Here is a 26,379-nt window from a genome sequence, read left to right as displayed (position 1 = left end):
GAACGCCGGGCGGTCGTTGTCACGACGCTCGAACGAACGGCCACCACGGTCGTCCCGACGGTCACCGCCACCGGAGCGGAAGCCGCCCGAGGGACGGTCGTCACGACGGTCGTTGCTGCGGAACGCCGGGCGGTCGTTGTCACGACGCTCGAACGAACGGCCACCACGGTCGTCCCGACGGTCACCGCCACCGGAGCGGAAGCCGCCCGAGGGACGGTCCTCACGGCGGTCGTTGCTGCCGCGGAACGACGGACGGTCGTTGCTGCCGCGGTAGCCGGTCCCGCCGGAGGGACGGCCACTGCGCTCGCCGGTGCCGCGGTCGTTGCCACCGCGGTAACCGCCGCGGTCGCCGCCACGGTCGTCACGGCGGTTGAAGCTGCCCCGGTCGTCGCGACGGTCGTCGCGCGCGGCGGGCTGCTCCGGCACGGACACCGCTGCGATGAGCGCCGCCTCGGCCTCGGCGGCCACCTCGGCCACCGCAGCCTCCGGGTCGTCGCCCCGCTCACGGGCGGCACGGGCGACCAGACGGTCGGCCTCCTCGCGCAGCTCGACGGCACGGCGCTGGACGCGCTCCAGCTGCTTGGTGAGGTCGGCGGCCTCGCGCTCGGCCTGCTTGGCCGCGTTGTTCGCGGAGTCTGCCTGGACCTCGGTCAGCGAACGCGCACCGGTGATCTCGGCGACCTCGGGCTCGAAGACGCCCGCGCCCTGGACGATGTGGCGCGAGGCGTCGACGCCCGCGTCCTCCATCAGGCGGAAGATCTGACGGCGCTGGTGCGGAAGCGCCAGCGAGACGACGACGCCGGACTTGCCGGCGCGGGCGGTACGGCCCGAGCGGTGCAGGTAGTCCTTGTGGTCGCCGGCCGGGTCCACGTTGAGGACGAGGTCGATGCCGTCGACGTGGATGCCGCGGGCGGCGACGTCGGTGGCGACGAGGGCGTTGACGTAGCCCTTCTTGAAGTCCTCGAGGACGCGGGTACGAGCGCCCTGCGTCATGCCGCCGTGCAGCGCGTCGGCCTTCACACCGGACTCGATGAGCTGCTCGGCGATGCGGTCGGCGCCCAGCTGGGTGCGGACGAAGATGATCGTGCGGCCCTTGCGGGCGGCGATCGCGGCCGTGACGGGCGCCTTGTCCTTCGGCTTCACGACGAGGACGTGGTGCGACATGGTCGAGACGTTGCCCTGGGCGGAGTCGACCTCGTGGGTGACCGGGTTGCTCAGGTAGCGCTTGACCAGCGTGCCGATCTCGTTCTCCATGGTGGCGGAGAAGAGCATGCGCTGGCCGCCGCCGGGGATCTGGTCGAGCAGCTCGGTGACCTCGGGCAGGAAGCCCAGGTCGGACATCTGGTCGGCCTCGTCGAGGACCGCGACCTGGACGTTCTCCAGGGAGCAGGCGCCACGGTTGATGATGTCGCGCAGACGGCCCGGGGTGGCGACGAGGACGTCGACACCGCGCTCCAGCGCGTAGATCTGGTTGCCCATCGACGTACCGCCGCAGACGACCTTCATCTTCAGGCCGAGCACGTCGCCGTAGGGCTGCAGCGCGTCCGCGACCTGCATCGCGAGCTCACGGGTCGGCGTGAGGATGATCGCGCGGGGCTTCTTCTTCTCGGTGTGTCCGCCGGACAGCGCGGCCAGGGTGGGCAGACCGAAGGAGAGGGTCTTGCCGGAGCCGGTACGGCCACGGCCGAGGATGTCCTTGCCGGCCAGGGCGTCCGGGATGGTCGCGGCCTGGATCGGGAAGGGGGCCGTCACGCCGTTCTGCGCGAGCTTGCGGACGATGCCGTCGGGCAGTCCGAGCGAGGCGAAGGTGATGCTCGGCTCGGCGTCCTTCTCGGACACGGCCTCGTCAGACTTCTCGGAGGCTGCCTCGTCGGACTTCTCGGAGGCGGACTGCTCGGACACTGCCTCGTCGGCGCGCTCCGCAGCCGGGCTCTCCGCGGTCGGGGCCTCCGTCGCAGGAGCCTCCGTCACGGGGGCCTCGTCGGTCGCCTCGGGTGCCTGAGCAGCCACTACGGCCTCGGCGGCCTCCACGACCTCGATGCTCTCGACGACGTTCTCGGACATGACGGTGTTGTCAGAACTGGAAATTGACATGCGAAATGCGAAACCTTCCGGAGTCTCGGCACGCGCCCGTAACTCCGTGTTTTCGCAATTTCGACCGCCTCAATGCGGTCCAGCCACGGCAAGGGAGAGTACGCGCCACACGGCGCTCTTCTGTGTCGGCGCCGGGCATAGGATCAAACGATCTATTACCATACGCACCCTCCCCCCATTCGTGCAAACCGGGCCCCTCCAGAGCCCACTCACACCGGCGCGACCTGCGGTGATACCCGGGGAGTGGGCCACACCTCGATCCGCCCCGGCGCCCCCATCGCATCCGTACGGGACTGCGCGGCCGGAGAGGCCGAAGGCTGCTCCGGCTGCGACGAGGGTTCCGGCTCGGGCGAGGGCGGGGGCTCCTCGGGAGTGACCGGCACGGGCGGCGGCTCGCCCGGACCCGGCTCGCTGGGCTCCGGGGTGGGCAGCGGGCCGCCCCGGGTCGGCTCCGGGGTGCCGGGGCCGACCGCCTCCGGGCGGGTGCCCTTCGGTCCGGCCGAGGGGGCGCGCCCCGACGCCTCGGCGTCCGGCTTACGGGAGGCGCCCCGGTCGGACTGCGCCTCGGCACGGCCGCCGCCCGGTCCGGACCGCCCGGTGCCGGACACGGTGCCGCCGTCCGGACGGTCCGGCGCACCCTTCTCGCCGGCGGTGCGCGGAGGGGCCGGCTTCCCGGCGTCGTCGCCGACGCTCACACAGCCTGTGGACGCGGCGATCGTCAGCACGGTGACGGCTGCCCAGCGGACTCGGGCGGACAACTGGCGCACGGGATGGCACCTCCGGGGAGGGGAGACGGCGGGAAGGGAAGAGCGATGTGTCCAACTCCCCCGCACCCGCCGGGGACACGCCCCGCCACAACACCCGCACACACGCCGGCCGGCGTGTGTCACCCGCCAGGACCCCCGAAGCCGCCCGCGAGCTCCGCCCCCAGGAACACGGCCCCGAGCCCCACCAGCAGGGACGCCAGAAGATTGGCGCCGGCCAGGAAACCGCGGCCCGTCTCGGCCAGCCGCAGAGTCTCGTACGAGAACGTCGAATACGTCGTCAGCGCCCCGCACAGCCCCGTACCCAGCAGCGCGTACACCGGTGTGGACACCGTGGCTCCCGTGAGTACGCCGAGCAGCAGGCTGCCCGCCGCGTTCACCGTGAAGGTCCCCCAGGGAAAGACGTACGGCGTGCCCGCGCCGTGCCGCGCCTGCACCGCACGGTCCGTCAGATAGCGCAGCGGTGCGCCGACGGCGCCGCCGAGGGCGACCAGCAGCCAGTTCACGCCGGCCGCTCCCGTCCGTCCACCAGCACCCGGGTGATCACGACCGCCCCCCACACCGCGCCGAGCGCCGCCACGGCCGTCCCCGCCGCGTACGCCATCGCCGTCACCGCCTCCTGACGGGCCAGCAGCTTCGACACATCGGCCGCGTACGTGGAGAACGTGGTGAACCCGCCGAGCACTCCGACTCCCAGGAACGGCCGCACGAGCGGGTGCGTGATCCTTCCCCGCTCGGCGGTCAGCACCATCAGCACACCGATCAGGGCGCAGCCCGCCACATTGACCGCGAAGACCGCCCACGGGAAGCCGTCACCGGCGGTGGGCCAGGCCAGGGACGCCGCGTACCGCGCCGTGGCCCCGGCAGCGCCGCCCGCCGCGATCACCGCCAGGACCCGCCACTTGCCCGCGCCCGCGGTCTCGGCGCGCTGCGCGGGCACGGAGAGGTCGACGTCCGGGTCGACGACGGGCGGCTCGGGCGGCTCGGGCGGTGGGTCCTGAGTGCTCACCCGTACCCCAGCTCGTGCAGCCGCTCGTCGTCGATGCCGAAGTGGTGGGCGATCTCGTGGACCACGGTGATCTCCGTCTCGGCGACCACGTCCTCGCGGGTCTCGCACATCCGCAGCGTCGGCCCCCGGTAGATGGTGATCCGGTCCGGCAGCACCCCCGCGTACCACTCGCCACGCTCGGTGAGCGGCGTGCCCTCGTAGAGTCCGAGCAGCTCCCGGTCCTCCGGGTCCTCCGGCTCCTCCTCCACGAACACCGCGACGTTGTCCATCAGCCGCATCAGCTCCGGCGGGACCCGGTCAAGAGCCAGGCTCACCAGCTCTTCGAACTCCTCGCGCGTCATCTCCAGCACCCCGCCATTGTCACGTACGCCGGGCGGGAACGGGCGGGCCGCACCCGCCCCGGTGGCCACCCGCCCGGCCCACGCCACCCCGCCCTCCCGCATGTCCGCCGTCCGATCGGGGCATACGCGCCCAATGGCACGCCCGTTCCACGCCGCAGCCGTCCGTGTCCGCCGCCTCTTCCGCTCCCGCTCGCGCGCCACCGCCCCCGCCGGCGGACTCGCCCCCGCCGCGCACCCCTGGAAACGGGCCTTCGGCCTGCTGGCCGTGGTCGTGCTGGGCGCCTGGCTCGGACTGCTGGTCGTCGGCAGCGTGCGTACGCCGGTGGGGCCCATGGACACCACCATGACGCTGCGTCCCTCGGCGGTCGGCGGCACCAAGATCAACGTGTCGCCGCTCGGCGCCCTGGAGCTGGACTCCCACCACGCCCCGGTCCGCCTGGACGTGGACGTCGACCAGCTCGACCCGGAACGCTCACAGGCCCTGGTCAAGCACCCCGAGCGCCTCTCGGGCCTCCAGGACGAGGTCACCGACGACGTCGCCTCCGGCACCCGGGAGCTCGCGGTCCGCTCCTGCGTGGCCGTGGTCTCCGGCGCCACCGCCCTCGGCCTCGTCGTCTACCGGCGACCGCGACGCGCCCTGGCCGCCGGAGGTCTCGCGCTGGCGCTGCTGGCCGCCTCGGGCGTCAGCGCCTACGCCACCTGGAACCCGAAGTCCGTCCTGGAGCCGAAATTCTCCGGACTGCTCTCCAGCGCCCCCTCGGTCGTCGGCGACGCCCGCTCGATCGTCACCGAGTTCGACGTCTACCAGCAGGAACTGGCCCGGCTCGTCACCAACGTCACCAAGCTGTACGACGCCACCTCCACGCTCCCCGTGTACCAGCCGGACCCGGCGACCATCCGGGTTCTGCACGTCTCCGACATCCACCTCAACCCCGCCGCCTGGCACATCATCGGATCGCTCGTCGAGCAGTACGAGATCGACGTGATCATCGACTCGGGCGACACTATGGACCACGGCACAACCGCCGAGAACGGCTTCCTCGACCCCGTCCGCGACCTCGGCGCCCCCTACGTGTGGGTGAGGGGCAACCACGACTCCCGGCAGACCCAGGACTATCTGCGGAAGACCAGGAACGCGTACGTACTGGACGAGGGGCACGCCGTGAGCGTGGCCGGGGTCCGGATCGCCGGCACCGGCGACCCCCAGTTCACCCCCGACCGCTCACGCCCCACCGGCGGCAAGGCCTCCGAGCAGCTCGCGGGCATGCGCCTCGCCTCGGCGATCCGCGACCAGAAGCGGGCGGGCACCCCGGTGGACATCGCGGTGGCGCACGACCCGAACGCGGCGCGGGAGACGGACGGCACGGTCCCGCTGGTCCTGGCCGGCCATGTGCACCACCGGGTCAACGAACTTCTGCCCCTGGGTACGCGGCTGAAGGTCGAGGGCTCCACGGGCGGCGGCGGCCTGCGCGCCGTGCAGAACCAGAAGCCCGAGAAGGTGCGCGCCTCGGTGCTCTACCTGGACCGCCCCACCAAGCATCTGCAGGCCTGGGACGAGATCACCCTGGGCGGTCTGGGCCTGACGACGGCCGAGGTCAGCCGCCATCTCCCGGAGGAGAACCTGAAGAGCCCGGCCCCCTCCCCGAGCGTCCCGGCACCCTCCTCATAAACCGTTTTGGCGATACCTCCCCGCACCCCGTATGCTTCTCACGTCCCCGACGCGCTGGAAAGCGCGCAGGTGGGCCCTTAGCCCTCATCGTCTAGTGGCCCAGGACGCCGCCCTTTCAAGGCGGTAGCACGGGTTCGAATCCCGTTGGGGGCACGCTTTACAGTGTGCGAGACTTGTCTCGCACATTAGCTAGGTCCTGTGGAGCAGTTTGGAGTGCTCGCCACCCTGTCAAGGTGGAGGCCGCGGGTTCAAATCCCGTCAGGACCGCTGCAGCCCGTAATGAGCTGCGTGGCTGGGTAGCTCAGTTGGTACGAGCGATCGCCTGAAAAGCGATAGGTCGCCGGTTCGATCCCGGCCCCAGCCACCACCCGAAAGCCCCGTCCCCCGGACGGGGCTTTCGCCGTTGTCACTCGGCGTCACGCCGCCGCCGCACCGCCTGCACGGTCAGTCCGAGCAGCACCACGGCCGCCACGGCGGTGAGCGCCGCCCCGTCCGGCACCCGTTCGCCGAGGCGCTGGGCCCACTGCTCGACGGCGAACGAGTCGTCCACGTCCAGGAGTCCGGGGAGCGCGGTCGTCCCGTCGTACACGAGGAAGAGCACACCGAGCCCGACGAAGAAGAGGCCGGAGAGCAGCGTGGTGCTGTGCAGCTCGAAGCGGCCGGCCCGCAGCGGCCTGCCGCGCAGCCAGGCACGGCGGCCGAGGTCGAAGCGTTCCCAGAGCAGGGCGAGCACGAACAGCGGAACGGCCATGCCCAGTGCGTAGACGGCGAGCAGCATCCCGCCGTAGACGGGGCTGCCGCTGACGGCGGCCACCGTGAGGACGCTGCCGAGGATGGGGCCCGCGCAGAAGCCGGCCAGCCCGTAGACCGCGCCCAGGGCGTAGACGGAGAGGGCGGTGGTGGGCCGGATCCGGCCACTGATGGCCGCGATCCGCCGGGAGGCGAAGCCCAGCCCGACGATCTGGGCGAGGCCGAGCCCGATGATCAGCCAGCCCGCTCCGAGGACGAGCGCGTCGCGGTGCCCGTAGAAGAGCCGTCCGGCGTACGAGCCGGCGGCGCCCAGCGGGACGAGGGTGGTGGCGAGACCGGCGTAGAAGATGCCCGTACGCGCCAGGAGCCGCGAGGCGGTGTCGACGGAGTACGCGAAGAAGGCCGGCAGCAGCAGGGCGCTGCACGGGCTGACGAGTGCCAGGAGGCCTCCGAGCAGGGCGGCGAAGTAGCCGATGTCCGGAGTCACTTCGCCGGGTCCCCGGCGCTGCCGACGTTGGCTTCCTCCGCCGCCGCGTCCTCGATGGCCTCGGTGAAGACGGCCATGGGCTGGGCACCGGCCAGGGGGCGGCCGTTGATGAGGAAGGACGGGGTGGACGTGGCGCCGATCCCGTAGGCCTGCTCCTGGTCCTCGCGGACCGCCTCGGTGGCGGCCGCGCTGTCGGTGTCGCGCGCGAACCGGTCGAGGTCCTTCACGCCGGCCTGCTGGGCGAGGGCCCTGAGGCGGTCCTTGCCGAAGCCCTTCTCCTTGGCGTCCTCGGCGTAGGCCGCCCGGTGGAAGGCCCAGAAGCGGTCCTGCCGGCCGGCCGCCCAGGAGGCGCGGGCGGCGGCCTCGGACGCCTCACCGAAGATCGGGAAGTTGCGCCACTCGATGCGCAGGGTCCCGTCCTCGACGTACCTCTTGATCAGCTCCGGTTCGGTGTCCCGGGCGAACTTCCCGCAGTAGCCGCACTGGAAGTCGGCGTACTCGATGAGGACGACGGGGGCGTCGGGGCGGCCCAGGGCGAGCTTGTCGCCGGCGTCGCGCCGGGCCAGTCCCGCGAGCTCCTCGTGGACCTCGGGGTCCGGTCCCGCGGTCGTGGCGGCTGCCGGGGTGTCGGAGGGGGGTGAGTCCGGGGCGGTCGCCCGGTAGGAGACGAACCCGAGCAGCCCGGCGGCCAGCACGACGACGAGGCCGAAGAGCACCGGCTTCTTGGCGGAGGACGGCTTCTTCGCGGGCGAGGGGCGGGCTGGCGTGGGCATACGGCGCTCCGTGCGGGTGCGGTGCGGGGAGGGCGAGCGGGGTCCGCGGGAGGAGCGCGAGTCGCCCTGCGAGGGGAACGGATGATCAGTTGCCCGAAATGGTACGTGCTGTGACGCCGCTGTCCCGCTCGGTCACCGGAGGGCGTCGCGGGGCCCTCCCGGGAGAGGTGTGACACGGCCCGGACGAAATAGGTTCGCCAGTCCTCGCGCCCGGGTGAGATCCTGGGATCCGTATGTCTACTTCCTTCGCCGATCTCCAGTCCCAGCTCGGTCAGCTCTCGCTCCGCGACGCGCACCGGCTCGGCCGCCGTCTCGAGGGTGCCCGCCGCATCCGCAAGCCCGAGGCCCGCCAGTCCGTGGTGGACGAGATCGCGGCCGAAGCCGGGAAGGCAGCCGAACGGCTCGCGGGACGCGCCGCGCGGATGCCCGCCCTGTCGTACCCGGAACAGCTACCGGTCAGCCAGAAGAAGGACGAGATCCTGGAGGCGATACGCGACCACCAGGTCGTGATCGTCGCGGGTGAGACCGGCTCCGGCAAGACCACGCAGATCCCGAAGATCTGCATGGAGCTGGGACGCGGCGTCCGGGGCATGATCGGGCACACCCAGCCCCGCCGGATCGCGGCACGCACGGTCGCCGAGCGCGTCGCGGACGAGCTGGACACCCCGCTCGGCGAGGCCGTCGGCTGGAAAGTGCGCTTCACCGACCAGGTGAACCCCGACGCGACCTTCGTGAAGCTGATGACGGACGGCATCCTGCTGGCCGAGATCCAGACGGACCGCGAGCTCCTCGCGTACGACACGATCATCATCGACGAGGCCCACGAGCGGTCCCTGAACATCGACTTCCTGCTCGGCTATCTGGCCCGGCTGCTGCCCAAGCGCCCCGATCTGAAGGTCGTCATCACCTCGGCGACCATCGACCCGGAGCGCTTCGCCAAGCACTTCGGCGAGGCGCCCATCGTGGAGGTCAGCGGACGGACGTATCCGGTGGAGGTGCGCTACCGCCCTCTCCTGGAGGATGATTCCGACGACTCCGACCGCGACCAGATCACCGCGATCTGCGACGCCGTCGACGAGCTGGACCACGAGGCCCCCGGCGACGTCCTGGTCTTCCTCTCCGGGGAGCGGGAGATCCGCGACACCGCGGACGCGCTGAACAAACGCAACCTCAGACACACCGAGGTGCTCCCCCTCTACGCCCGCCTCTCGCACGCCGAGCAGCACCGGGTGTTCCAGCGCCACACGGGGCGCAGGATCGTTCTGGCGACGAACGTCGCCGAGACGTCGCTGACCGTCCCCGGCATCAAGTACGTGATCGACCCGGGCAACGCCCGCATCTCCCGCTACAGCCACCGCACCAAGGTCCAGCGGTTGCCGATCGAGCGGATCTCCCAGGCAAGCGCCAACCAGCGCAAGGGCCGCTGCGGCCGCACGTCGGACGGCATCTGCATCCGGCTGTACTCCGAGGACGACTTCGTCACGCGTCCGGAGTTCACCGACCCGGAGATCCTGCGGACCAACCTGGCCTCCGTCATCCTCCAGATGACCGCGGCCGGCCTGGGCGACATCGAGAAGTTCCCCTTCATCGACCCGCCGGACCACCGCAACATCCGCGACGGCATCCAGCTGCTCCAGGAGCTGGGCGCGCTCGACCCGGCCGAGAAGGATCCGAAGAAGCGGCTCACCCCGCTCGGCCGGAAGCTCTCCCAGCTGCCCGTCGACCCGCGCCTGGCCCGCATGGTCATCGAGGCGGAGAAGAACGGCTGTGCCCGCGAGGTCATGGTCATCGCCGCGGCGCTCTCCATCCAGGACCCGCGTGAGCGGCCCGCGGAGAAGCAGACCCAGGCCGATCAGAACCACGCCCGCTTCAAGGACGAGACGTCCGACTTCCTGGCGTACCTCAATCTGTGGCGCTACATCCGGGAGCAGCAGAAGGAGCGGGGCTCCTCCAGCTTCCGCCGGATGTGCAAGCAGGAGTACCTGAACTTCCTGCGGATCCGCGAGTGGCAGGACATCTACGCGCAGCTGCGCACGGTGGCCAAGCAGATGGGCATCGCCGTCGAGGAGCCCAAGGGCGACGAGGGCATCCCGGAACAGGCGGTGCACACCTCGCTGCTGGCCGGTCTGCTGTCGCACATCGGGCTGAAGGACACCGAGAAGAACGAGTACGTGGGCGCCCGCAGCGCCAAGTTCGCGATCTTCCCGGGCTCCGCGCTGTTCAAGAAGCAGCCGCGGTTCGTGATGTCCGCGGAGCTGGTCGAGACGTCCCGGCTGTGGGCGCGGGTCAACGCCAAGGTCGAGCCGGAGTGGATCGAGCCACTCGCCCAGCACCTGCTGAAGCGCACGTACAGCGAACCGCACTGGGAGAAGGACCAGGCGGCGGTGATGGCGTACGAGCGGGTCACGCTCTACGGGGTACCGATCGTCGCCCAGCGCAAGATCAATTTCGGCCGTATCGACCAGGAGGCGTCGCGGGATCTGTTCATCCGCAACGCCCTGGTCGAGGGCGACTGGCGGACCCACCACCAGTTCTTCCATGACAATCGCAAACTCCTCGGCGAGGTCGAGGAGTTGGAGCACCGTGCGCGGCGCCGCGACATCCTCGTGGACGACGAGACGCTCTTCGACTTCTACGACCGGCGGATTCCGGAGCACATCGTCTCCGGGGCCCACTTCGACTCCTGGTGGAAGCACAAGCGCCGTGACGAGCCGGACGCGCTCGACTTCGAACGCTCGATGCTCATCAACGAGAAGGCCGGGGCCGTCACCAAGGACGACTACCCGGACTCCTGGCGGCAGGGGAAGCTCAAGTTCCGGGTGACGTACCAGTTCGAGCCCGGCGCGGACGCCGACGGCGTGACCGTCCACATCCCGCTCCAGGTGCTCAACCAGGTCACCCCCGAGGGCTTCGACTGGCAGATCCCGGGCCTGCGCGAAGAGGTGGTCACCGAGCTGATCCGCTCGCTGCCCAAGCCGATCCGCCGGCACTACGTCCCCGCCCCGAACTACGCGACGAAGTTCCTGGAGCGCGCGGTGCCGCTCCAGGAGCCGCTGCCGCTGACGCTCGCCCGTGAGCTCCAGCGGATGGTGGGCGTCCCGGTCACGGCCGACGACTTCGACCTGTCCCGGGTCCCGGACCATCTGAAGATCACCTTCCGGATCACCGACGAGCGGCGGCGCAAGGTCGCCGAGGACAAGGACCTGGAGGCGCTGAAGGTCCAGCTGCGCCCCAAGGCCCGTCAGGCCCTCTCCAAGGCCGCCGCGGCCACCGCGGGGCCCTCCGGGGAGTCCATCGAGCGTTCGGGGCTCACGGACTGGACGATCGGCACCCTGGACAAGGTCTTCGAGACCCGTCGCGCGGGCCAGCCGGTCAAGGCGTATCCGGCGCTCGTCGACCAGGGCGGGACCGTCGCCGTACGGCTCTTCGACACGGAGGCCGAGCAGCAGCAGGCGATGTGGCGCGGCACCCGGAAGCTGATCCTGCTGAACATCCCGGTGAACCCCGCGAAGTTCGCCTCGGACAAGCTCACCAACCAGCAGAAGCTGGCTCTGTCGCGCAATCCGCACGGCTCGATCCAGGCGCTCTTCGACGACTGCGCGACGGCGGCGGCCGACCGCCTCATCGCCGCGCACGGCGGCCCGGCCTGGGACGAGGCGTCGTTCCGGAAGCTGTACGACAAGGTGCGCGCCGACCTCGTGGACCTCACCGTCCGCACGATCGGACAGGTGCAGCAGATCCTGGCCGCCTGGCAGGCCTGCGAGCGCCGGCTGAAGTCCACGAACAGCCTGGTCCTGATCAACAACGTCACGGACGTACGGGACCACCTCGCCCGCCTCGTGCCGTCGGGGTTCGTGACCATGACCGGGCTGCGCAGGCTGCCCGACCTGATGCGCTACCTGGTCGCCGAGGACCGCCGGCTGCAGCAGATGCCGACGAACGTCCAGCGCGACACCACGCGCATGGAGAAGGTCCACGAGATGCAGGACGAGTACGCCTGGCTGCTCGAACAACTGCCGCAGGGACGGCCCGTGCCGCAGGAGGTCCTGGACATCCGCTGGATGATCGAGGAGCTGCGGGTGAGCTATTTCGCGCATGCCCTGGGCACCGCACAGCCGGTCTCCGACAAGCGGATCGTGAAGGCGATCGACGCCGCGGCTCCATGACCCGGACCGCCCCGGGGCCGTAACGACTCCGCCACTGTGGGTGAGTTCGACCTGGCCCGCGGACCTCCTGTACAGTCTGTCTTCGCAGCCGGACGAAAGAACGGCAGCGAAAACCTGGTCCTGTGGAGCAGTTTGGAGTGCTCGCCACCCTGTCAAGGTGGAGGCCGCGGGTTCAAATCCCGTCAGGACCGCAGTAGACGGAAGCCCGGATCCTCTGGATCCGGGCTTCCGTGCTTCTTGACGCCGGCTCCCGCCGCGGGTAACCCCGTAGGACGGAGTCCGTCCCTCTTTTCCTCGACGCGGGGGCGGCCGGGTCCACCGGGAGGCCGCACGCATGTCTGCGCCCACGGAAAGGCACGAGACCCGCGCGCTGCTGCGCGCCCATCTGGCGGCCGCCACCGGCTACCGCCACCTCACCCGGCACTGCCCGATCTGCCACCGCCTGCTGCGGCTCGCCATGGAGCCACTGACGGCCCCACAGGAGCCGCGTACGGCGCGGCAGGCCGACAACGCGGCCGAGCCTTCACCGCCCCCGGAGGACGCCACCGGTGCCCTCGTGCGGGGGGCCTCCGCCGGGGCGGCCGCGACGGAGGACGAGACGGCCGCTACGGGAACCCGCCCGCGCCACCCTGTGGACGAAAGTCCTCCCACGACATGACCATCTGCCGCAGCCGGACGCCCTCCCACAGTGGCAGGCTCGTAGTTGGCAAGACCGCGAAGGTGTGACGGGAGTCACCGAATCAGTTTTGCGCGGGGGGTACTTTACGCACTTCCTACAACTGGCGAATTTAATATGTGCAATTGCACTGCCCTGGAAGTACATCCCGGACCGTTCCACCCGAGCTGCCCCACGACGCCAGGGACCCGGGCGAACAGTCCCGAACACCCCCGACCGGAGTCGCACACAGCCGCCCCGCAAACCGACCCGTCGGCAGGTTCGGGCGCCCTGCAGGACCGTTCGGACACCCTTCGAGCACCCTCCCCGCGTCGGCGGGAGTCCACCCGGGCAGCCCGCGCGCACCGCTCGGGGCACAAAAAAGATCGCGCTGGACCCGGCGGAGTCCAGCGCGATCGGACGACGTACCCGCATCTCGCCGGGATGGCGCCCGTTGGGGCGGGCGCCCGTCGTGTGGAGCTATGAGTGGGAACACCGGGGGTTGGGGGACCCCTCAGCGCCCTGTTGTGGCTGCGGCGACAGGGGTGTGTCAGGCCTCGCTGCGCTGCTGCGGGATACCCGCAAGCAGTGCGCGGACCTCTGCCTCGCGGTACCGGCGATGCCCACCGAGCGTGCGGATGGACGTGAGCTTGCCAGCCTTTGCCCAACGGGTGACCGTCTTCGGGTCCACGCGGAACATCGTGGCAACCTCAGCCGGGGTCAGCAGCGGCTCGGCATCAGGGGTGCGAGCGGTCATGAGCGGCCTCCTCGGGAGAACCGAACCATCTCGGTTCTTTCCTCTAAATTCTGCACCTTGACCCGCGTTGCCCGAAATGGCGGACGCGGGCCGAGTCGGTTATAGGACGAACGGCTTGTCTTCGGCACTACAACTACACCATCCGTCCAGCCACGTCGGCCAAACCGATGGAATTGCCCTCCCAGGTGTTCATCAGCGACGGAAGCCGATGGACCATGCCATAGCGGACAGTCACGCCCCAGTAACGATCAGTCACAGGACAACCAGGAGTCGTCAGAAGTCGTCAGACCCCCCATAGCGTGCAATGCTGAGCATTCCGCCCATAGTTGGGCGGACAGAGTCCTCCCCGGACTCCTTGTCCTATTTTGGCATGAGGAGTAGGGAAGGGCGCAAGGGCCCCGTAAGTGCTATCCATCACGCTTGAGGCAAAGGCCCGGTTCGGGACGTAGGTCCCGGACTCGGCGAGCGGTCTCCCGCCCCACCTGTCGCACGCGTCACACCCAGGGCCGGTTCACGGCCCGTCAGTTCCCCTCAGGACATCTCCGTTCACCTCCGCCGGGCTCCCTCGGCGCCGACGGATGTCGGACACCTCACAGGATGTCTCTTCCCTGCGGATAGCCCCTCTATGCGACGGTGCGATCCCATTCACACCGCTTCGGGCTAGTTGGAGGATTGTAGGTCACGCACCGCCCGCCAGCGGTCGGCGAGACGTCCGTACGCGACGCCCGCCGCGTCGCTGTCCCCGGAGCGCAGCGCCGCGATGCCCTCGGCCACATCAGCGGCCGACCGGTCCGCGGCGAGCTGCTCTCCGCTCAGCGCGTGGACCAGACCCCCGTAGTCCAGCTCGACCATGGCGCGCGGATGGAACTCCTCCAGCCAGCGCCCCACCTCCACCAGCCCCTCGGTCAGCGGCCCGTCGTCGACGGTCTCCCGCAGCGTCCGCAGCGCCCTCGCCAGCCGGCGGCGCGCCTGCACCATCGGGGTCCTGTACCGCAGCAGCCGGTCCCCGGCCGCGCCCGCCGTCAGGTACTCCCGCTCCTCGTCGTCGAACAGCACGAACCAGCGCACCGGGACGTGCCACACCGTGGTCCGGATCCAGGGGCGGGCGTCGGGATTCCGCTCGGCCCACCGCTCGTAGTCCGCCGCCGCCTGCCCCCGCACCACCGGGGGCAGGACCGCGTCCAGCACCGTGGCCGGAAACAGACCTCCCAGTTCGCTCATCGCCATCCAGCCGCGCATCCGCGTCCGCCACGGACAGACACAGACCACGCCGTCGACCAGCGCGACGAAGGCGTCCGCGCTCTCGTGCACCGGGACGGCCACGGGAGGGGTGGGAACCAAGTCGGCGAGCGAGCGGCGCAGTTCGTCCTGGGCCGTGGGGAGCTCGGAGCGCTGCGCGTAGCGCGTCCAGTGGCCCCGTTCGGGTTCGCGGAAGGCGGCGAGCGGTTCGTACACCCGCAGGTAGGACGCGTATGGGATGAGCACCGAAGACACCACCGACATGCGGTAAATCGTGTCACGCCGGTACTCCACCGGGGGGTGATCCCGGGCACGGGAACAGATCTACGCGTCACGAGGACTTACGCTCTTGCCCAGCCGGACCGTCCCGTCGCGGTCGGTCCGGGGCCCTCCCCACCTTCAGGAGGGTCTTCCGCCGCTTCGTACTTGGGAGTCACCACAGTGACCGATGTGACCGGCGTGCCTGTCGACGTGCTGCAGACCCTGTTCCACTCGGACCAGGGGGGTCATGAGCAGGTCGTCATCTGCCAGGACCGTGCCAGCGGCCTCAAGGCCGTCATCGCCCTCCACTCCACCGCCCTGGGCCCGGCCCTCGGCGGGACCCGCTTCTACCCGTACGCCTCCGAGGCGGAGGCCGTCGCCGACGCGCTGAACCTGTCGCGCGGCATGTCGTACAAGAACGCCATGGCCGGCCTCGACCACGGCGGCGGCAAGGCCGTCATCATCGGCGATCCCGACCGGATCAAGTCCGAGGAACTGCTCCTGGCCTACGGACGGTTCGTGGCCTCGCTCGGCGGGCGCTACGTGACCGCCTGTGATGTCGGCACGTACGTCGCCGACATGGACGTCGTCGCACGGGAGTGCCGCTGGACCACCGGCCGCTCCCCGGAGAACGGCGGCGCGGGCGACTCCTCCGTCCTCACCGCGTTCGGCGTCTTCCAGGGCATGCGGGCCTCCGCGCAGCACCTCTGGGGAGACCCCACGCTGCGCGGCCGCAAGGTGGGTGTCGCGGGCGTCGGCAAGGTCGGCCGCCACCTGGTGGAGCACCTGCTGAGCGACGGCGCCGAGGTCGTCGTGACCGATGTGCGCGAGGAGTCCGTACGCCGGATCACCGACCTGCACCCCGAGGTCGCCGTGGCCGTGGACACGGACGCGCTGATCCGCACGGAGGGGCTCGACATCTACGCCCCCTGCGCGCTCGGCGGCGCGCTCGACGACCACACCGTTCCCGTGCTCACCGCCAAGGTGGTGTGCGGCGCGGCCAACAACCAGCTCGCGCACCCGGGCGTCGAGAAGGACCTTGCCGACCGATCGGTTCTGTACGCACCGGACTACGTGGTGAACGCCGGCGGCGTGATCCAGGTCGCCGACGAGCTCCACGGTTTCGACTTCGACCGGTGCAAGGCGAAAGCCACGAAGATCTTCGACACCACGTTGGCCATATTCGCACGTGCGAAGGCGGACGGGATTCCGCCGGCCGCGGCGGCCGACCGGATCGCCGAACAGCGGATGGCGGACGCCCGGCGTCGCTGACCCGTGACCACGGAGTCGAGCAGCCGTCACCGGACAGTGCGGAAGGTCCGGTGACGGAGGCGCCCCACGGACGGGGGAACCGTCGGCCGGGCCCGGGGAGACAAGACTCACTCCGGTCGGCGGGTCGGCCGTCCACAAGAGGTTAAAATCGGGGTTGACCAGCGAGGACGGGCTCCTCTGCGGTCCTGCACCGAGGTGCTTGATGCGGGCGGCGTACCGTATGGCCGAGGAAGCAGGTACCGTTAAAGCCACGGGCGCGGTCTCTCTGCTGAGAGTCCGTCCTGAAACATGAACGCGTGTCAAGACTCTGGGGCCGTCGAGCCCCGTCACCGAGGGGGTCGAGCCATGGGGCGCGGCCGGGCAAAGGCCAAGCAGACCAAGGTCGCCCGCCAGCTGAAGTACAGCAGCGGCGGGACAGACCTGTCGCGTCTGGCCAATGAGCTGGGCGCATCGCCTTCGAGTCAGCCACCGAACGCCGAGCCGTTCGAGGACGACGACGAGGAAGATGACCCGTACGCACAGTACGCGGATCTGTACAACGACGACGAGGACGCGGACGAGGACGACCAGTCCGGTCCGTCGTCACAGCGCCGCGGCGCTTGACCTCGCGCTGACACATCAACCCGGTCCGGGCCTGCCCGGACCGGGTTCTGTGCTGTCCCGGCACGGATCGGTGCGGCGCGGAGTTCCTGTGACCGGCTCGCCGCGGCCCCGCCGGTCCGGTGGTGTGCCGGACCGGCGGTGAGGGCGCGTACTACCGTGCGTAGCTTCCGGTGAGCTCGGCGCCCGTCGCGTGGTCGCCGCGCTCGGTGATCTCACCGGCGACCCAGGAGTCGACACCCCGGTCGGCCAGCGTCGTCAGCGCCGCGTCCACCGAGTCGGCGGGGACGACCGCGATCATGCCGACGCCCATGTTGAGCGTCTTCTCCAGCTCCAGCTGCTCGACCTTCCCGGCCTTGCCGACCAGGTCGAAGACCGCACCGGGCGCCCAGGTGGACCGGTCGACCGTGGCGTGCAGCCCGTCCGGGATCACCCGGGCCAGGTTGTTGGCCAGACCGCCCCCGGTGACGTGGCTGAAGCCGTGGACCTCGGTCGTGCGGGTCAGCGCCAGGCAGTCCAGGGAGTAGATCCTGGTGGGCTCCAGGAGCTCCTCACCGAGCGTCCTGCCGAACTCCTCGACCTCACGGTCCAGGGTCCAGCCCGCCCGGTCGAAGACCACGTGGCGCACGAGCGAGTACCCGTTCGAGTGAAGACCGGACGAGGCCATCGCGATCACGGCGTCACCCTTACGGATACGGTCAGGGCCCAGCAGCCTGTCGGCCTCGACCACGCCCGTCCCGGCACCGGCGACGTCGAAGTCGTCGGGGCCCAGCAGGCCCGGGTGCTCGGCCGTCTCGCCTCCGACCAGGGCGCAGCCGGCCAGGACACAGCCTTCGGCGATGCCCTTCACGATGGCCGCGACACGCTCGGGATGCACCTTGCCGACACAGATGTAGTCGGTCATGAAGAGCGGCTCGGCGCCGCAGACGACCAGGTCGTCGACGACCATGCCGACGAGGTCGTGGCCGATGGTGTCGTACACGCCCATCTGCCGGGCCAGGTCGACCTTCGTGCCGACGCCGTCGGTGGCGGAGGCGAGCAGCGGGCGCTCGTAACGCTTGAGCGCCGAGGCGTCGAAGAGGCCGGCGAATCCGCCGAGGCCGCCGAGGCCCGCGACCTCGGGGCGCTGCGTCTTCTTCACCCACTTCTTCATCAGCTCGACGGCGCGGTCACCGGCTTCGATGTCGACGCCCGCCGCGGCGTAGGAAGCACCTGTTGTCTCAGACATGGCCCGGGATCTTTCGTGTGGGAATACGGGGCTGGTGGGGAGGCAGCCGGTCGGTCCGGGTCACGGACGACGCAGGGCGTCGGCCGCGGCGGTCGCGGCGGGACCGGCCGCCAGCTCGGTCTCCAGCAGCTGCTTGCCGAGCAGCTCCGGGTCCGGAAGCTCCATCGGGTATTCGCCGTCGAAGCAGGCGCGGCAGAGGTTCGGCTTGGCGATCGTCGTGGCCTCGACCATCGCGTCGAGCGAGATGTACGAGAGGGAGTCGGCACCCATGGAGGTGGCGATCTCGTCCACGGACATGCCGTTGGCGATCAGCTCGGCGCGCGTCGCGAAGTCGATGCCGAAGAAGCACGGCCACTTCACGGGCGGGGAGGAGATCCGGATGTGGATCTCGGCGGCGCCCGCCTCGCGGAGCATCCTCACCAGGGCGCGCTGGGTGTTGCCGCGGACGATCGAGTCGTCGACGACCACCAGGCGCTTGCCCTTGATGACTTCCTTGAGCGGGTTGAGCTTGAGCCTGATGCCCAACTGGCGGATGGTCTGTGAAGGCTGGATGAAGGTCCGGCCGACGTAGGCGTTCTTGACCAGACCGGATCCGAACGGAATTCCGCTCGCCTCGGCGTAGCCGATGGCCGCGGGGGTTCCGGATTCGGGCGTCGCTATGACCAGATCGGCCTCGACGGGGGCCTCGGCCGCCAGCTTCCGGCCCATCTCGACCCGGGAGAGGTAGACGTTCCGCCCGGCGATGTCGGTGTCGGGGCGGGCCAGGTAGACGTACTCGAAGACACAGCCCTTGGGCTTCGCTTCTGCGAAGCGGGTGCTGCGGAGGCCGTTCTCGTCGATGGCGACGAGCTCACCCGGCTCGATCTCGCGGACGTAACTGGCACCGCAGATGTCGAGGGCGGCGGACTCGGAGGCCACCACCCAGCCACGCTCGAGCCGGCCGAGGACCAGGGGGCGGATGCCCTGCGGGTCGCGGGCCGCGTAGAGCGTGTGCTCGTCCATGTAGACGAGCGAGAAGGCGCCCTTGACCTCGGGGAGCACCTTTGCGGCGGCCTCCTCGATGGTGAGCGGCTTGTCGTCGTCATCTCTCTGGCCGGCGAGCAGCGCGGTCACCAGATCGGTGTCGTTGGTCGCGGCGACCTGGGTGGCGCGGCCGTCCTTGCGGGGGAGGTCGGCGACCATCTCCGCGAGCTGGGCCGTGTTGACCAGGTTGCCGTTGTGCCCCAGGGCGATCGAGCCGTGCGCGGTGGCACGGAACGTCGGCTGCGCGTTCTCCCACACCGAGGCACCGGTGGTGGAGTAGCGGGCATGACCGACCGCGATATGGCCCTGGAGCGATCCCAGAGACGTTTCGTCGAAGACCTGCGAGACCAGTCCCATGTCCTTGAAGACCAGGATCTGGGACCCGTTGCTCACTGCGATGCCCGCGGACTCCTGTCCACGGTGCTGCAGGGCATACAGTCCGAAATAGGTGAGCTTGGCGACCTCTTCGCCCGGAGCCCAGACACCGAAGACGCCGCAAGCGTCCTGGGGGCCTTTCTCTCCGGGGAGCAGGTCGTGGTTGAGTCGTCCATCACCACGAGGCACGCCACCGAGTGTAGGCGAGATCGACCACCGGTCCGAATTGGGTGGCCGTCCGGCCGGAGCCACGGGCGGGGTGGCGGGGGCCTTCCCGCAGGCGCCCGGGCAGGCATGGCACGGTCACCGAGGGTGATTGCGACCATGTCGGCCTTCCGTCTCCGCTCCGGTCCCGAAGGGCCCGGAGCCCGCCGACGACCGGGATGGACGGCTGTTACCGGCGGGTCGGCCGCCCCGGCCGTTCCGCGCCGACGTCACCTCCTTCGTGGCGCTCGGTGAACCGGGAGGCCCGGTGGAGCAGACGGTGGCCGAACGCGCGTTTCGTGGCGAGCCTCACACCGGGCGGCCCCGGTCAGCGCCCGCCGACCGCGTGCTGCGGCCCGTCGGACAGGTGTCCGCAGGACGAGACTCCCGTTGACAGGCTCATGGCCCGTTGGGCAGGCTCCTTCCTCATGCAGCCCCTCGGTGATCAGTCGGTCACGCTCGTGGAGCGCCGCCACGTCGATCTGGGACGTGTCGCGAGCGCCATCTGTCGCTGCGCCTGAGCCTGCCGCGCCCCGGGGCCGTTCACAGGGCTTCCGTAGGGCTTCCGTAGGCATTTCCCTCGCAGGGCTTCCGGCCCGAGATCCGGGGCCCTGACGCATTTCCACTCTCCCGCACTGCCCCGTCATGCCCGGGTGTGCCCGCCCGCGCTCCCTCTCCGACGGGTCACCGCACCCACACCCTCGCGCGCCCCGCCCTCCCTCGGCGGCGCGCGGGGCCGGCCCTGGAGCCCTCATGACCTCACACAATTCGAATTCAAGTACGAGTCGGCGTTCCGGCTCACCGCTGAGCCGACGTGCCTTCACCACCGCCGTGGGCGCGACCGCCGCGACCGCCGCCATCGGGCCGCAGGCCGCCGCCTCCGACGGCGAGACGCGGGAGCGGCCGTTCCGCGCCGCACGCGGCAGGCACGCGCGCCGGCCCAACATCCTGTTCATCCTCGGCGACGACCTCGGCTGGGCCGACCTCTCCTCGTACGGTGCTCCGCACATCCGCACCCCCCACCTGGACGAACTCGGACGGCAGGGCGTGCGCTTCACCGACTCCTACTCCGGCTCCGCCACCTGCTCGCCCACCCGGTTCAGCCTCTACACGGGGCGCTATCCGGGGCGTACGAAAGGCGGACTCGCAGAACCCATAGCCGACAGGTCCGTGGGGCTGGAGCCCACCCATCCGACCCTGGCCTCCCTGCTGCGTGGCGTCGGCTATTCGACCGCCCTGATCGGCAAGTGGCACTGCGGATACCTCCCGGACCACAGCCCCACCAGGTCGGGCTGGGACGAGTTCTTCGGCAACTTCGGGGGTGCCCTGGAGTACTACTCGAAGCTCGGTCTGGCCGGCGAGTACGACCTGTACGAGGGCGACGCCGCATACAAGGACCTGCGCTACTACACCCGGATCCTCACCGAGCGCGCGAGCGAGTACGTGCAGCGTGATCACGACAAGCCGTGGCTCCTCAACCTGAACTTCACCACTCCGCACTGGCCGTGGATCGCCGACGGCGACACGGAGACCTCCGCAGGGATCGTCCGCCGGATCAAGGCCGGCGACCGGGGCGCGCTACGGAACGCCGACGGCGGCTCGGTCGAGAAGTACACGGAGATGGTCGAGGACCTGGACCGCTCCGTCGGCGAGGTGCTGAAGGCACTGAAGCGGTCGGGTCAGGAGGAGGACACCCTGGTCTTCTTCGCCAGCGACAACGGGGGCGAGCGGTTCTCCTACAACTGGCCGCTGTCCGGCAGCAAGAGCTCCCTCCAGGAGGGTGGCATCCGCGTTCCCTCGGTGCTGCGCTGGCCCGCCCGGATCGACGGTCACCAGGTCAGCGCTCTCCCGGTGTTCTCGCCCGACTGGACGGCGACCCTGCTGGAGCTCGGCGGAGCACGGCCGGACCCCGCCCACCCGCTGGACGGCGTCAGCCTCGCCGGCTATCTGCTGCGCGGCGAGACGCCGAAGGAGCGCGACCTGTTCTGGCGGGTGCGCGGTGAGCGGGCGCTGCGGCGCGGGGACTGGAAGTACTACAGGGGGAAGAGCGGGACCGACCAGTTGTTCAACCTGGCCGCCGACCAGCGCGAACAGGCCGACCGCGCGGCGGCCGAGCCGGAGCGGCTGGCCGCGCTGCGGGCGTCGTGGGAGAGGACGGACTCCGGCCTGCTCCCGTATCCGACCGGTTCCTGAGAACCGGCCCGGCGGGATCCGCCCCGGCCGGTCACCCCCCGGCCGCCGGGGCGGCCGCGGCGAGTCCCTTGCCGCCCTTGCCCTCGATCGACAGGGAGCGGTGATCGATCTCGTACGTCGTCCTCCCCTCCAGCACAGCCTGCAGCGCGCGCTCCAATTCCATCTCCGGGTCCGCGCACATCTTCCGGGTGGATGCGAGCGGGCCGAAGGTGAGGGTGGTGCCGGCGACCGCCGCCTTGCCGTGGAAGGAGTTGCAGCCGAGATTCCCCTCCACCGAGCCGTCCTCGCCGAAGGTGAGATGCGCCTTCTTCTCCGTGCCGGCGGGCAGGGACGTGGCGGCACTGCCGGACACGAGTGCGGTGACCTTCCAGGTGGTGCCGGTGAGCGGGGCCGGCGGCTCGGAGGTGAGGGCGATGGAGTCGCCCCGCGCGGTGGTCAGGGTCAGGGTCTTCCCGCCGCTCCGGTCCGCCACCGCTGCCTCGAGTTCGCCGCTGAAGGCGCGGCCCATCGCCTTCTCGAACTGCTGGACATCCTCCTCGCACCCCATCTCCGTGGTCGTGGCCGGCCCGACGGTCACCGTGTCGCCCTCGACCCGGACCTCGGCGGTGAAGCGGTTGCAGCCCAGATTGCCGGTGGCCTTGCCCTCGGGACCGATCTCGACATGGGCACCGGCGGGGGCGGTGGTCTTCTTACCGCCGACGGTCAGGGAGGACACGTTCCAGTGGACACCGGTCAGGGATGGGCCCGGCCGCACCGTGCCGCTGCCGCCCCCGGAGTTCCCGGAGTCCCCGGCCCCCGCTCCGGAGCCCGTCTCCGTACCGCAGGCGGCAAGGGCGAAGGTGGCCAGGACGGCAACGGCGCTGACAGCCATACGTTGTTTGCGCATGGCCATGGGACGGATCGACCGGTCGATCCGGTTCCCCCTCAGCCCATCAGCGGAAGCAGCGGGGCGAGGTCGGCCCGCTCGCCACTGGCACTGACCTGCGCCTCTTCGAGCGCGTCCGCCCACCGCGTACGTCCGGTGGCCAGCCGGATCCAGGTGAGCGGGTCCGTCTCCACGACGTTGGGCGGCGTGCCCCGGGTGTGCTTGGGGCCGCCGATGCATTGGACGACGGCGAAGGGCGGGACGCGCACCTCGACGGAGCCGCCGGGCGCCTTGTCCGCGAGCGCGTCGGCGAGCAGCCGGGTGCAGGCGGCGAGCGCCTGCCGGTCGTACGGAATCTCGACGCCGGTCGCCCGGTGGAGATCGTCGGTGTGGACGACGAGTTCGACGGTGCGGGTCACCAGGAAGTCGCCCAGCCGCATCGTGCCCGCCCGGGTCGTCACCAGCCGGCCGGCGTCGGCGTCGGCGGGCACCAGCTCGGCGAACCGGGTGGCCGTCTCCTCGTACAGCGTGCCGAGGTCGGGACGGGCCTCGGCGAGGTCCCTGGTGTGGTCGGCGATTCCCGTGACGTTCGGGGCGGTGGAGAAGGGCCACTCCAGCAGGACGATCTCCGGCTTGGGCCCACCGTCCGGCTCGGGCAGCTCCATGGACCGGCTGACGCGCTCCAGCGCCATCGTCATGTGCGCCACGAGCTCGCGCACGGTCCACTCCCCCGGCCCTGGCAGGGCCAACTGCTCGGGCGTCAGCGTGCGGACGGCGTCCTGGACGTGGGCGAACTGGGCCAGGACCGCGCTCCTGGTCCGGGGCATGTCGTAGGCGCGGGGGCGCTTCTTGGCCGGGGGCATAGGGGCGAGACTAACCGCGGCCCGTGACAGCGTGCTCCCTTCGCGCGGTCGTTCACCTCCCGGCGAAGTCCGAGGCCTCGGGGAAGGTGACCCCGGTGCAGCCGCGGCGCTCGGTGGCGTCCTCGACGTACGCCCGGAACAGGGGTTCCAGCCGGTCACGGAGTATGTCGCCGTACGAGAAGGACACCTGCATCAGGTGCAGGGCGGGCTTGCCAACACAGACGGAGGACGCCCACCAGGTGCCGTCGGCCGATCCTGCCGTCCCGGAACTGACCGGCTTCCTGTTCGCCGCACCGGTCCGCAGTCCTCTGGTGACGTCGCCCACCAGCGTGTCCGTCTGCAGCCATAGCGGGCGCAGGGTCAGTGCCTCGTCGAGATCCTTGGGCCGGGACGATCTCTTCTCGTACGCGGGCCAGATCCTCTCGGTCCCCTCCGGGCTCATCGCCAGCAGGCAGGAGTCATGGGCACTCGCCTTCCCGGCCGGTGCGGCAAGCGCCCGGTCGGGAAGCTCCCCTCGGCCCTGGACGGCTGCGTGACGCCGGTACCAGGCGCAGGTGCCGCCCGCTTCGGCGGCGGGGCCGAGTGCCGTCCTCGGCCGGGGGAGTGCGGAGGGCACCTCGGGAAGCCGGGCCCGGCAGCCGTTCTTCGCCGCGGCCCGCTCCGCCGCCTGGCGGGCCAGGCCGGAGAGCTCACGGCGGTCCTCGGACGTGAGGGGGCCATCGTGCCAGGCCGCGACCTCGGCCTCGACGGAGGAGATCCGGCCCCCGTCCTCGCAGACGGCCCTGGCCGTCACCGTGTCGGCGTCGTACTCCCCCAGCGTGCCGTCGCCCAGTGGGTACGGGGGCGAGTACTGCGCCACGGCGGTGACGTCGTCCCTGTTCTCACTGGTGAAGTAGTCGAAGGGCTCGTGATCGACCTTCACCAGGCGTTCGTCGGCGTTCGGATTCGACGGGGACAGGGTGAGGTCGAGCGAGAAGTGCCCGTACGTCGTCCCGGGGTCACCCACCCGGTAGACCACGCAACTGCTGTCCCTCCGACCGGTGGTGATGCGGTAGCGGTCGGACATCTCCACCCGGTCGATGCCACCGTGCAGCGCGAGTACCCGGTCGGAGTCGACGAGGCCACCGCACCCCGCCTCTATGCGCCCACGGCTCTCGGACCGGGCGCGGAGGTCGATCACCTGCATGACCACGGCCCAGACGCTCAGGCCGATTCCCACCACGGCGACGACACAGAACACCGCGTTCACGGCCTTTCGTACGCGCCCGGTCGGCTCCGCATCGGACCCAGGTGGCCTGGCAGCGCGCATACCGTCCATGATCGTCCCCCCGTACCGCAACGACACGTGACGCACGCAAGCTATCAGCCGGCGCTGACAGCCCCCTCGGCCGTGAACGCCTCACCGTTGGCCGGGACGCCGACGCCCCGCCAGGTGAAGGGGATCCCCCGTGCCACGTCGAGATCCGGGTGGTCCATCAGCTGGAAGTGCACATGCGGTTCGGTCGAGTTGCCGGAGTTCCCGCAGCGAGCGATCACCTGCCCCTCCCGGACCGTGTCCCCCGCCTTCACCTGGAGGGAGCCCTTCCGGACGTGCGCGTACGCGGCGTACGTCCCGTCGCCGAGGTCGAGCACGACGTGGTTGCCGACGATCCCGTGGGCGCCGGTCATGTCGCGTACGGAAGCCTCCACCAGCATCAGATACGCCAGGGCCGGGCCGGAGTTCCGGCTGAGGTGGTCGCGCCGGCCGTCGCTCGCGTGCACGACCGTGCCGTCCGCCACCGCGAGGAGCGGGGCGCCGAAGGCCGGGAAGTCGCGGTTGGGCCTGGCGACCGGCCACAGCCACCGGAAGGGGGGCCGGCCGCCCTCCTCCGGCTCGGCGACGACATCGATCGCGTACGTCTGCCCGTAACCGTGGGTGCCGTGGCTGGGGACCTTGTCGGCCGGGCTGTTGACCGCGATCCAGCGCCCGGTCACCGGCGGCCCCACCTCGACGGCCGGCCGGTCCTTCGCCAGGTCGTCACGGCTGCGGCGGCCCATCAGGAGCCCGATGAGGATCGCGGCCCCCGCGGGCACGAAGGTCAGCCCGAAGGGCACCAGCGCCTCGGCGAGGAGGCCGGCCAGCACCAGCGCGACGAACACGAGCCAGCAGCAGCGGTACGTGACCATCGCGGCCTTGCGTACGGACATGGGTCCCCCTCGGTCTCGGCGTACAGGTCTCAGGGCCGGGCGGCCGTGAGCACCACCAGCAGCGGCACCACCCGGGCACCGGGCACCTCGTACCGCCCGCGGCCCGTCGTGTGCAGCCAGCCCCCGCCGGTCAGCAGGCGCAGATGGTGGTAGATCTGGCCGGTCGTGCCCGTGTCGTCGAGCTCGGCCAGCTCGGCGGCCGTGCGACGGCCGCCGAGGATCTCGCGGAGCAGCCGCAGCCGGACCGGGTGGCCCAGCGCCGCCAGGGGCTCGGCGGCCTCCGCCCAGTCGGGACGGTCCTCGTCCGCGTTCCCCAGGAGCCCCACCGTGAGCGCGCCGTACTGCCACTCGTACCGCTCGCCGGCCGGCAGCTTCACCGCCCCCGTGAACAGCACCCCGCCGTCGGCCGCCGCGTCCCCGACCTGGCCGAGCTGTTCCTTCAGCCCGTCCAGCGCCCAGAAGTCCCCGACGCCCAGCTCCGGCTTCTCGCTCCCGGCAGCCGACTCCAGCGCCGCGAGTCGGCGCTCCAGTTCGGCGACGCGCTCCTCGAGCTCCATGGTTTCCACCTTACGTAATTACGTAATCTCAATCAACAGATACGGCA

General features: G+C 70.7%; 23 protein-coding genes and 4 tRNA genes. 11 read left to right on the top strand and 16 right to left on the bottom strand.

Going from position 1 to position 26,379, the window contains the following annotated elements:
• The 5 genes from AB0P41_RS09750 to AB0P41_RS09730 form a co-directional block, all read right to left on the bottom strand.
• On the bottom strand, nt 1–2,094 hold a 2,094-nt coding region (locus AB0P41_RS09750; RefSeq protein ID WP_365931168.1), incomplete at its 3' end, for a DEAD/DEAH box helicase.
• A gap of 209 nt (nt 2,095–2,303) precedes the next feature.
• Nucleotides 2,304–2,861, bottom strand: a complete 558-nt coding sequence (locus AB0P41_RS09745; RefSeq protein ID WP_365931166.1) for a hypothetical protein — start codon at nt 2,859–2,861, stop codon at nt 2,304–2,306.
• 119 nt (nt 2,862–2,980) lie between these two features.
• Entirely contained in the window at nt 2,981–3,364 is a 384-nt protein-coding gene (locus tag AB0P41_RS09740; protein WP_365931164.1) for a CrcB family protein, read from the bottom strand.
• A complete protein-coding gene (locus AB0P41_RS09735) occupies nt 3,361–3,798 on the bottom strand; it encodes a CrcB family protein (RefSeq protein WP_365931204.1) in 438 nt (145 codons plus the stop codon). The genes AB0P41_RS09740 and AB0P41_RS09735 overlap by 4 nt, the downstream gene beginning before the upstream one ends.
• A 65-nt stretch (nt 3,799–3,863) precedes the next feature.
• Nucleotides 3,864–4,217: a metallopeptidase family protein gene (locus AB0P41_RS09730; RefSeq protein WP_015578045.1), complete on the bottom strand. Its 354-nt coding sequence runs from the start codon at nt 4,215–4,217 to the stop codon at nt 3,864–3,866.
• A 124-nt stretch (nt 4,218–4,341) separates the two neighbouring features.
• On the opposite strand from AB0P41_RS09730, the gene AB0P41_RS09725 reads away from it, so the two are divergent.
• The 4 genes from AB0P41_RS09725 (at nt 4,342) to AB0P41_RS09710 (ending at nt 6,244) form a co-directional block, all read left to right on the top strand.
• Nucleotides 4,342–5,877: a metallophosphoesterase gene (locus tag AB0P41_RS09725; protein WP_356714840.1), complete on the top strand. Its 1,536-nt coding sequence runs from the start codon at nt 4,342–4,344 to the stop codon at nt 5,875–5,877.
• Between the two features lie 80 nt (nt 5,878–5,957).
• Nucleotides 5,958–6,030, top strand: a tRNA-Glu gene (locus tag AB0P41_RS09720).
• 39 nt (nt 6,031–6,069) lie between these two features.
• Nucleotides 6,070–6,144 (top strand) — tRNA-Asp (locus tag AB0P41_RS09715).
• 23 nt (nt 6,145–6,167) lie between these two features.
• Nucleotides 6,168–6,244: transfer RNA gene (locus tag AB0P41_RS09710), tRNA-Phe, on the top strand.
• Between the two features lie 39 nt (nt 6,245–6,283).
• Here the strand turns inward: AB0P41_RS09710 and AB0P41_RS09705 are convergent.
• Both AB0P41_RS09705 and AB0P41_RS09700 read right to left on the bottom strand, forming a co-directional pair.
• A complete protein-coding gene (locus AB0P41_RS09705; RefSeq protein WP_365931163.1) occupies nt 6,284–7,114 on the bottom strand; it encodes a cytochrome c biogenesis CcdA family protein in 831 nt (276 codons plus the stop codon).
• Nucleotides 7,111–7,887, bottom strand: coding sequence for a thioredoxin domain-containing protein (locus AB0P41_RS09700; RefSeq protein ID WP_365931161.1), 777 nt, complete (start codon nt 7,885–7,887; stop codon nt 7,111–7,113). Before AB0P41_RS09700 ends, AB0P41_RS09705 begins: the two co-directional genes overlap by 4 nt.
• Nucleotides 7,888–8,120: 233 nt before the next feature.
• Here AB0P41_RS09700 and hrpA point away from each other — a divergent pair, with 233 nt between their 5' ends.
• The 3 genes from hrpA (at nt 8,121) to AB0P41_RS09685 (ending at nt 12,711) form a co-directional block, all read left to right on the top strand.
• On the top strand, nt 8,121–12,053 hold the full coding sequence (gene hrpA, locus AB0P41_RS09695; RefSeq protein WP_365931160.1) for an ATP-dependent RNA helicase HrpA: 3,933 nt from the start codon (nt 8,121–8,123) through the stop codon (nt 12,051–12,053).
• A gap of 116 nt (nt 12,054–12,169) precedes the next feature.
• Nucleotides 12,170–12,244 (top strand) — tRNA-Asp (locus AB0P41_RS09690).
• A 143-nt stretch (nt 12,245–12,387) separates the two neighbouring features.
• Nucleotides 12,388–12,711 carry a DUF6274 family protein gene (locus tag AB0P41_RS09685; protein ID WP_356714848.1) on the top strand — a complete coding sequence of 108 codons (324 nt, stop codon included), beginning with the start codon at nt 12,388–12,390 and terminating at the stop codon, nt 12,709–12,711.
• 547 nt (nt 12,712–13,258) lie between these two features.
• Here the strand turns inward: AB0P41_RS09685 and bldC are convergent.
• Nucleotides 13,259–13,465 (bottom strand): developmental transcriptional regulator BldC, encoded by a 207-nt coding sequence (gene bldC / locus AB0P41_RS09680; RefSeq protein ID WP_003949541.1) that lies wholly within the window; start codon nt 13,463–13,465, stop codon nt 13,259–13,261.
• A gap of 660 nt (nt 13,466–14,125) precedes the next feature.
• The gene (locus AB0P41_RS09675) at nt 14,126–14,968 is read right to left on the bottom strand and encodes a hypothetical protein (RefSeq protein ID WP_356714850.1); all 843 of its coding nucleotides are present in this window, start codon (nt 14,966–14,968) and stop codon (nt 14,126–14,128) included.
• A gap of 177 nt (nt 14,969–15,145) precedes the next feature.
• On the opposite strand from AB0P41_RS09675, the gene AB0P41_RS09670 reads away from it, so the two are divergent.
• Nucleotides 15,146–16,237, top strand: a complete 1,092-nt coding sequence (locus tag AB0P41_RS09670; protein ID WP_365931158.1) for a Glu/Leu/Phe/Val dehydrogenase dimerization domain-containing protein — start codon at nt 15,146–15,148, stop codon at nt 16,235–16,237.
• Nucleotides 16,238–16,582: 345 nt separating this feature from the next.
• The gene (locus AB0P41_RS09665; RefSeq protein ID WP_014155056.1) at nt 16,583–16,840 is read left to right on the top strand and encodes a DUF3073 domain-containing protein; all 258 of its coding nucleotides are present in this window, start codon (nt 16,583–16,585) and stop codon (nt 16,838–16,840) included.
• 151 nt (nt 16,841–16,991) lie between these two features.
• Here AB0P41_RS09665 and purM read toward each other — a convergent pair whose 3' ends face one another.
• Nucleotides 16,992–18,065 (bottom strand): phosphoribosylformylglycinamidine cyclo-ligase, encoded by a 1,074-nt coding sequence (gene purM / locus AB0P41_RS09660; RefSeq protein ID WP_365931156.1) that lies wholly within the window; start codon nt 18,063–18,065, stop codon nt 16,992–16,994.
• A gap of 60 nt (nt 18,066–18,125) precedes the next feature.
• Nucleotides 18,126–19,652 carry an amidophosphoribosyltransferase gene (purF, locus tag AB0P41_RS09655; protein WP_356714856.1) on the bottom strand — a complete coding sequence of 509 codons (1,527 nt, stop codon included), beginning with the start codon at nt 19,650–19,652 and terminating at the stop codon, nt 18,126–18,128.
• Nucleotides 19,653–19,846: 194 nt separating this feature from the next.
• Here purF and AB0P41_RS09650 point away from each other — a divergent pair, with 194 nt between their 5' ends.
• Complete coding sequence (locus AB0P41_RS09650; protein ID WP_365931155.1) at nt 19,847–20,188, top strand: putative leader peptide; 342 nt, start codon at nt 19,847–19,849, stop codon at nt 20,186–20,188.
• Between the two features lie 232 nt (nt 20,189–20,420).
• The gene (locus AB0P41_RS09645; protein ID WP_365931154.1) at nt 20,421–21,860 is read left to right on the top strand and encodes a sulfatase-like hydrolase/transferase; all 1,440 of its coding nucleotides are present in this window, start codon (nt 20,421–20,423) and stop codon (nt 21,858–21,860) included.
• A 31-nt stretch (nt 21,861–21,891) separates the two neighbouring features.
• Here AB0P41_RS09645 and AB0P41_RS09640 read toward each other — a convergent pair whose 3' ends face one another.
• From AB0P41_RS09640 to AB0P41_RS09620, 5 genes are all read right to left on the bottom strand, one after another.
• Entirely contained in the window at nt 21,892–22,746 is an 855-nt protein-coding gene (locus AB0P41_RS09640) for an META domain-containing protein (RefSeq protein WP_365931152.1), read from the bottom strand.
• A gap of 38 nt (nt 22,747–22,784) precedes the next feature.
• On the bottom strand, nt 22,785–23,588 hold the full coding sequence (locus AB0P41_RS09635; protein ID WP_356714863.1) for a sterol carrier family protein: 804 nt from the start codon (nt 23,586–23,588) through the stop codon (nt 22,785–22,787).
• Nucleotides 23,589–23,640: 52 nt separating this feature from the next.
• Complete coding sequence (locus AB0P41_RS09630; protein WP_365931150.1) at nt 23,641–24,837, bottom strand: hypothetical protein; 1,197 nt, start codon at nt 24,835–24,837, stop codon at nt 23,641–23,643.
• Nucleotides 24,838–24,950: 113 nt separating this feature from the next.
• Nucleotides 24,951–25,775, bottom strand: coding sequence for a M23 family metallopeptidase (locus AB0P41_RS09625; protein WP_365931148.1), 825 nt, complete (start codon nt 25,773–25,775; stop codon nt 24,951–24,953).
• A gap of 29 nt (nt 25,776–25,804) precedes the next feature.
• On the bottom strand, nt 25,805–26,332 hold the full coding sequence (locus AB0P41_RS09620) for a helix-turn-helix domain-containing protein (protein ID WP_356714868.1): 528 nt from the start codon (nt 26,330–26,332) through the stop codon (nt 25,805–25,807).
• Nucleotides 26,333–26,379 lie beyond the last annotated feature (47 nt).

This window comes from Streptomyces sp. NPDC079167, assembly GCF_040686735.1.
GTDB lineage: Bacteria > Actinomycetota > Actinomycetes > Streptomycetales > Streptomycetaceae > Streptomyces.
The sequence above is the reverse complement of the archived record's forward strand: the minus strand, read 5'-3'. Positions and strand labels throughout refer to the sequence as shown.

Bases quoted from the DNA above. Each gene is read 5' to 3' on its own strand.
- bldC (WP_003949541.1), bottom strand. From the start codon at position 13,465: ATGACCGCTCGCACCCCTGATGCCGAGCCGCTGCTGACCCCGGCTGAG.
- AB0P41_RS09665 (WP_014155056.1), top strand. From the start codon at position 16,583: ATGGGGCGCGGCCGGGCAAAGGCCAAGCAGACCAAGGTCGCCCGCCAG.
- hrpA (WP_365931160.1), top strand. From the start codon at position 8,121: ATGTCTACTTCCTTCGCCGATCTCCAGTCCCAGCTCGGTCAGCTCTCG.
- AB0P41_RS09620 (WP_356714868.1), bottom strand. From the start codon at position 26,332: ATGGAGCTCGAGGAGCGCGTCGCCGAACTGGAGCGCCGACTCGCGGCG.
- AB0P41_RS09640 (WP_365931152.1), bottom strand. From the start codon at position 22,746: ATGCGCAAACAACGTATGGCTGTCAGCGCCGTTGCCGTCCTGGCCACC.
- AB0P41_RS09645 (WP_365931154.1), top strand. From the start codon at position 20,421: ATGACCTCACACAATTCGAATTCAAGTACGAGTCGGCGTTCCGGCTCA.
- AB0P41_RS09650 (WP_365931155.1), top strand. From the start codon at position 19,847: ATGGACGGCTGTTACCGGCGGGTCGGCCGCCCCGGCCGTTCCGCGCCG.
- AB0P41_RS09700 (WP_365931161.1), bottom strand. From the start codon at position 7,887: ATGCCCACGCCAGCCCGCCCCTCGCCCGCGAAGAAGCCGTCCTCCGCC.
- AB0P41_RS09725 (WP_356714840.1), top strand. From the start codon at position 4,342: ATGGCACGCCCGTTCCACGCCGCAGCCGTCCGTGTCCGCCGCCTCTTC.
- AB0P41_RS09635 (WP_356714863.1), bottom strand. From the start codon at position 23,588: ATGCCCCCGGCCAAGAAGCGCCCCCGCGCCTACGACATGCCCCGGACC.
- AB0P41_RS09675 (WP_356714850.1), bottom strand. From the start codon at position 14,968: ATGTCGGTGGTGTCTTCGGTGCTCATCCCATACGCGTCCTACCTGCGG.
- AB0P41_RS09625 (WP_365931148.1), bottom strand. From the start codon at position 25,775: ATGTCCGTACGCAAGGCCGCGATGGTCACGTACCGCTGCTGCTGGCTC.
- purM (WP_365931156.1), bottom strand. From the start codon at position 18,065: ATGTCTGAGACAACAGGTGCTTCCTACGCCGCGGCGGGCGTCGACATC.
- AB0P41_RS09685 (WP_356714848.1), top strand. From the start codon at position 12,388: ATGTCTGCGCCCACGGAAAGGCACGAGACCCGCGCGCTGCTGCGCGCC.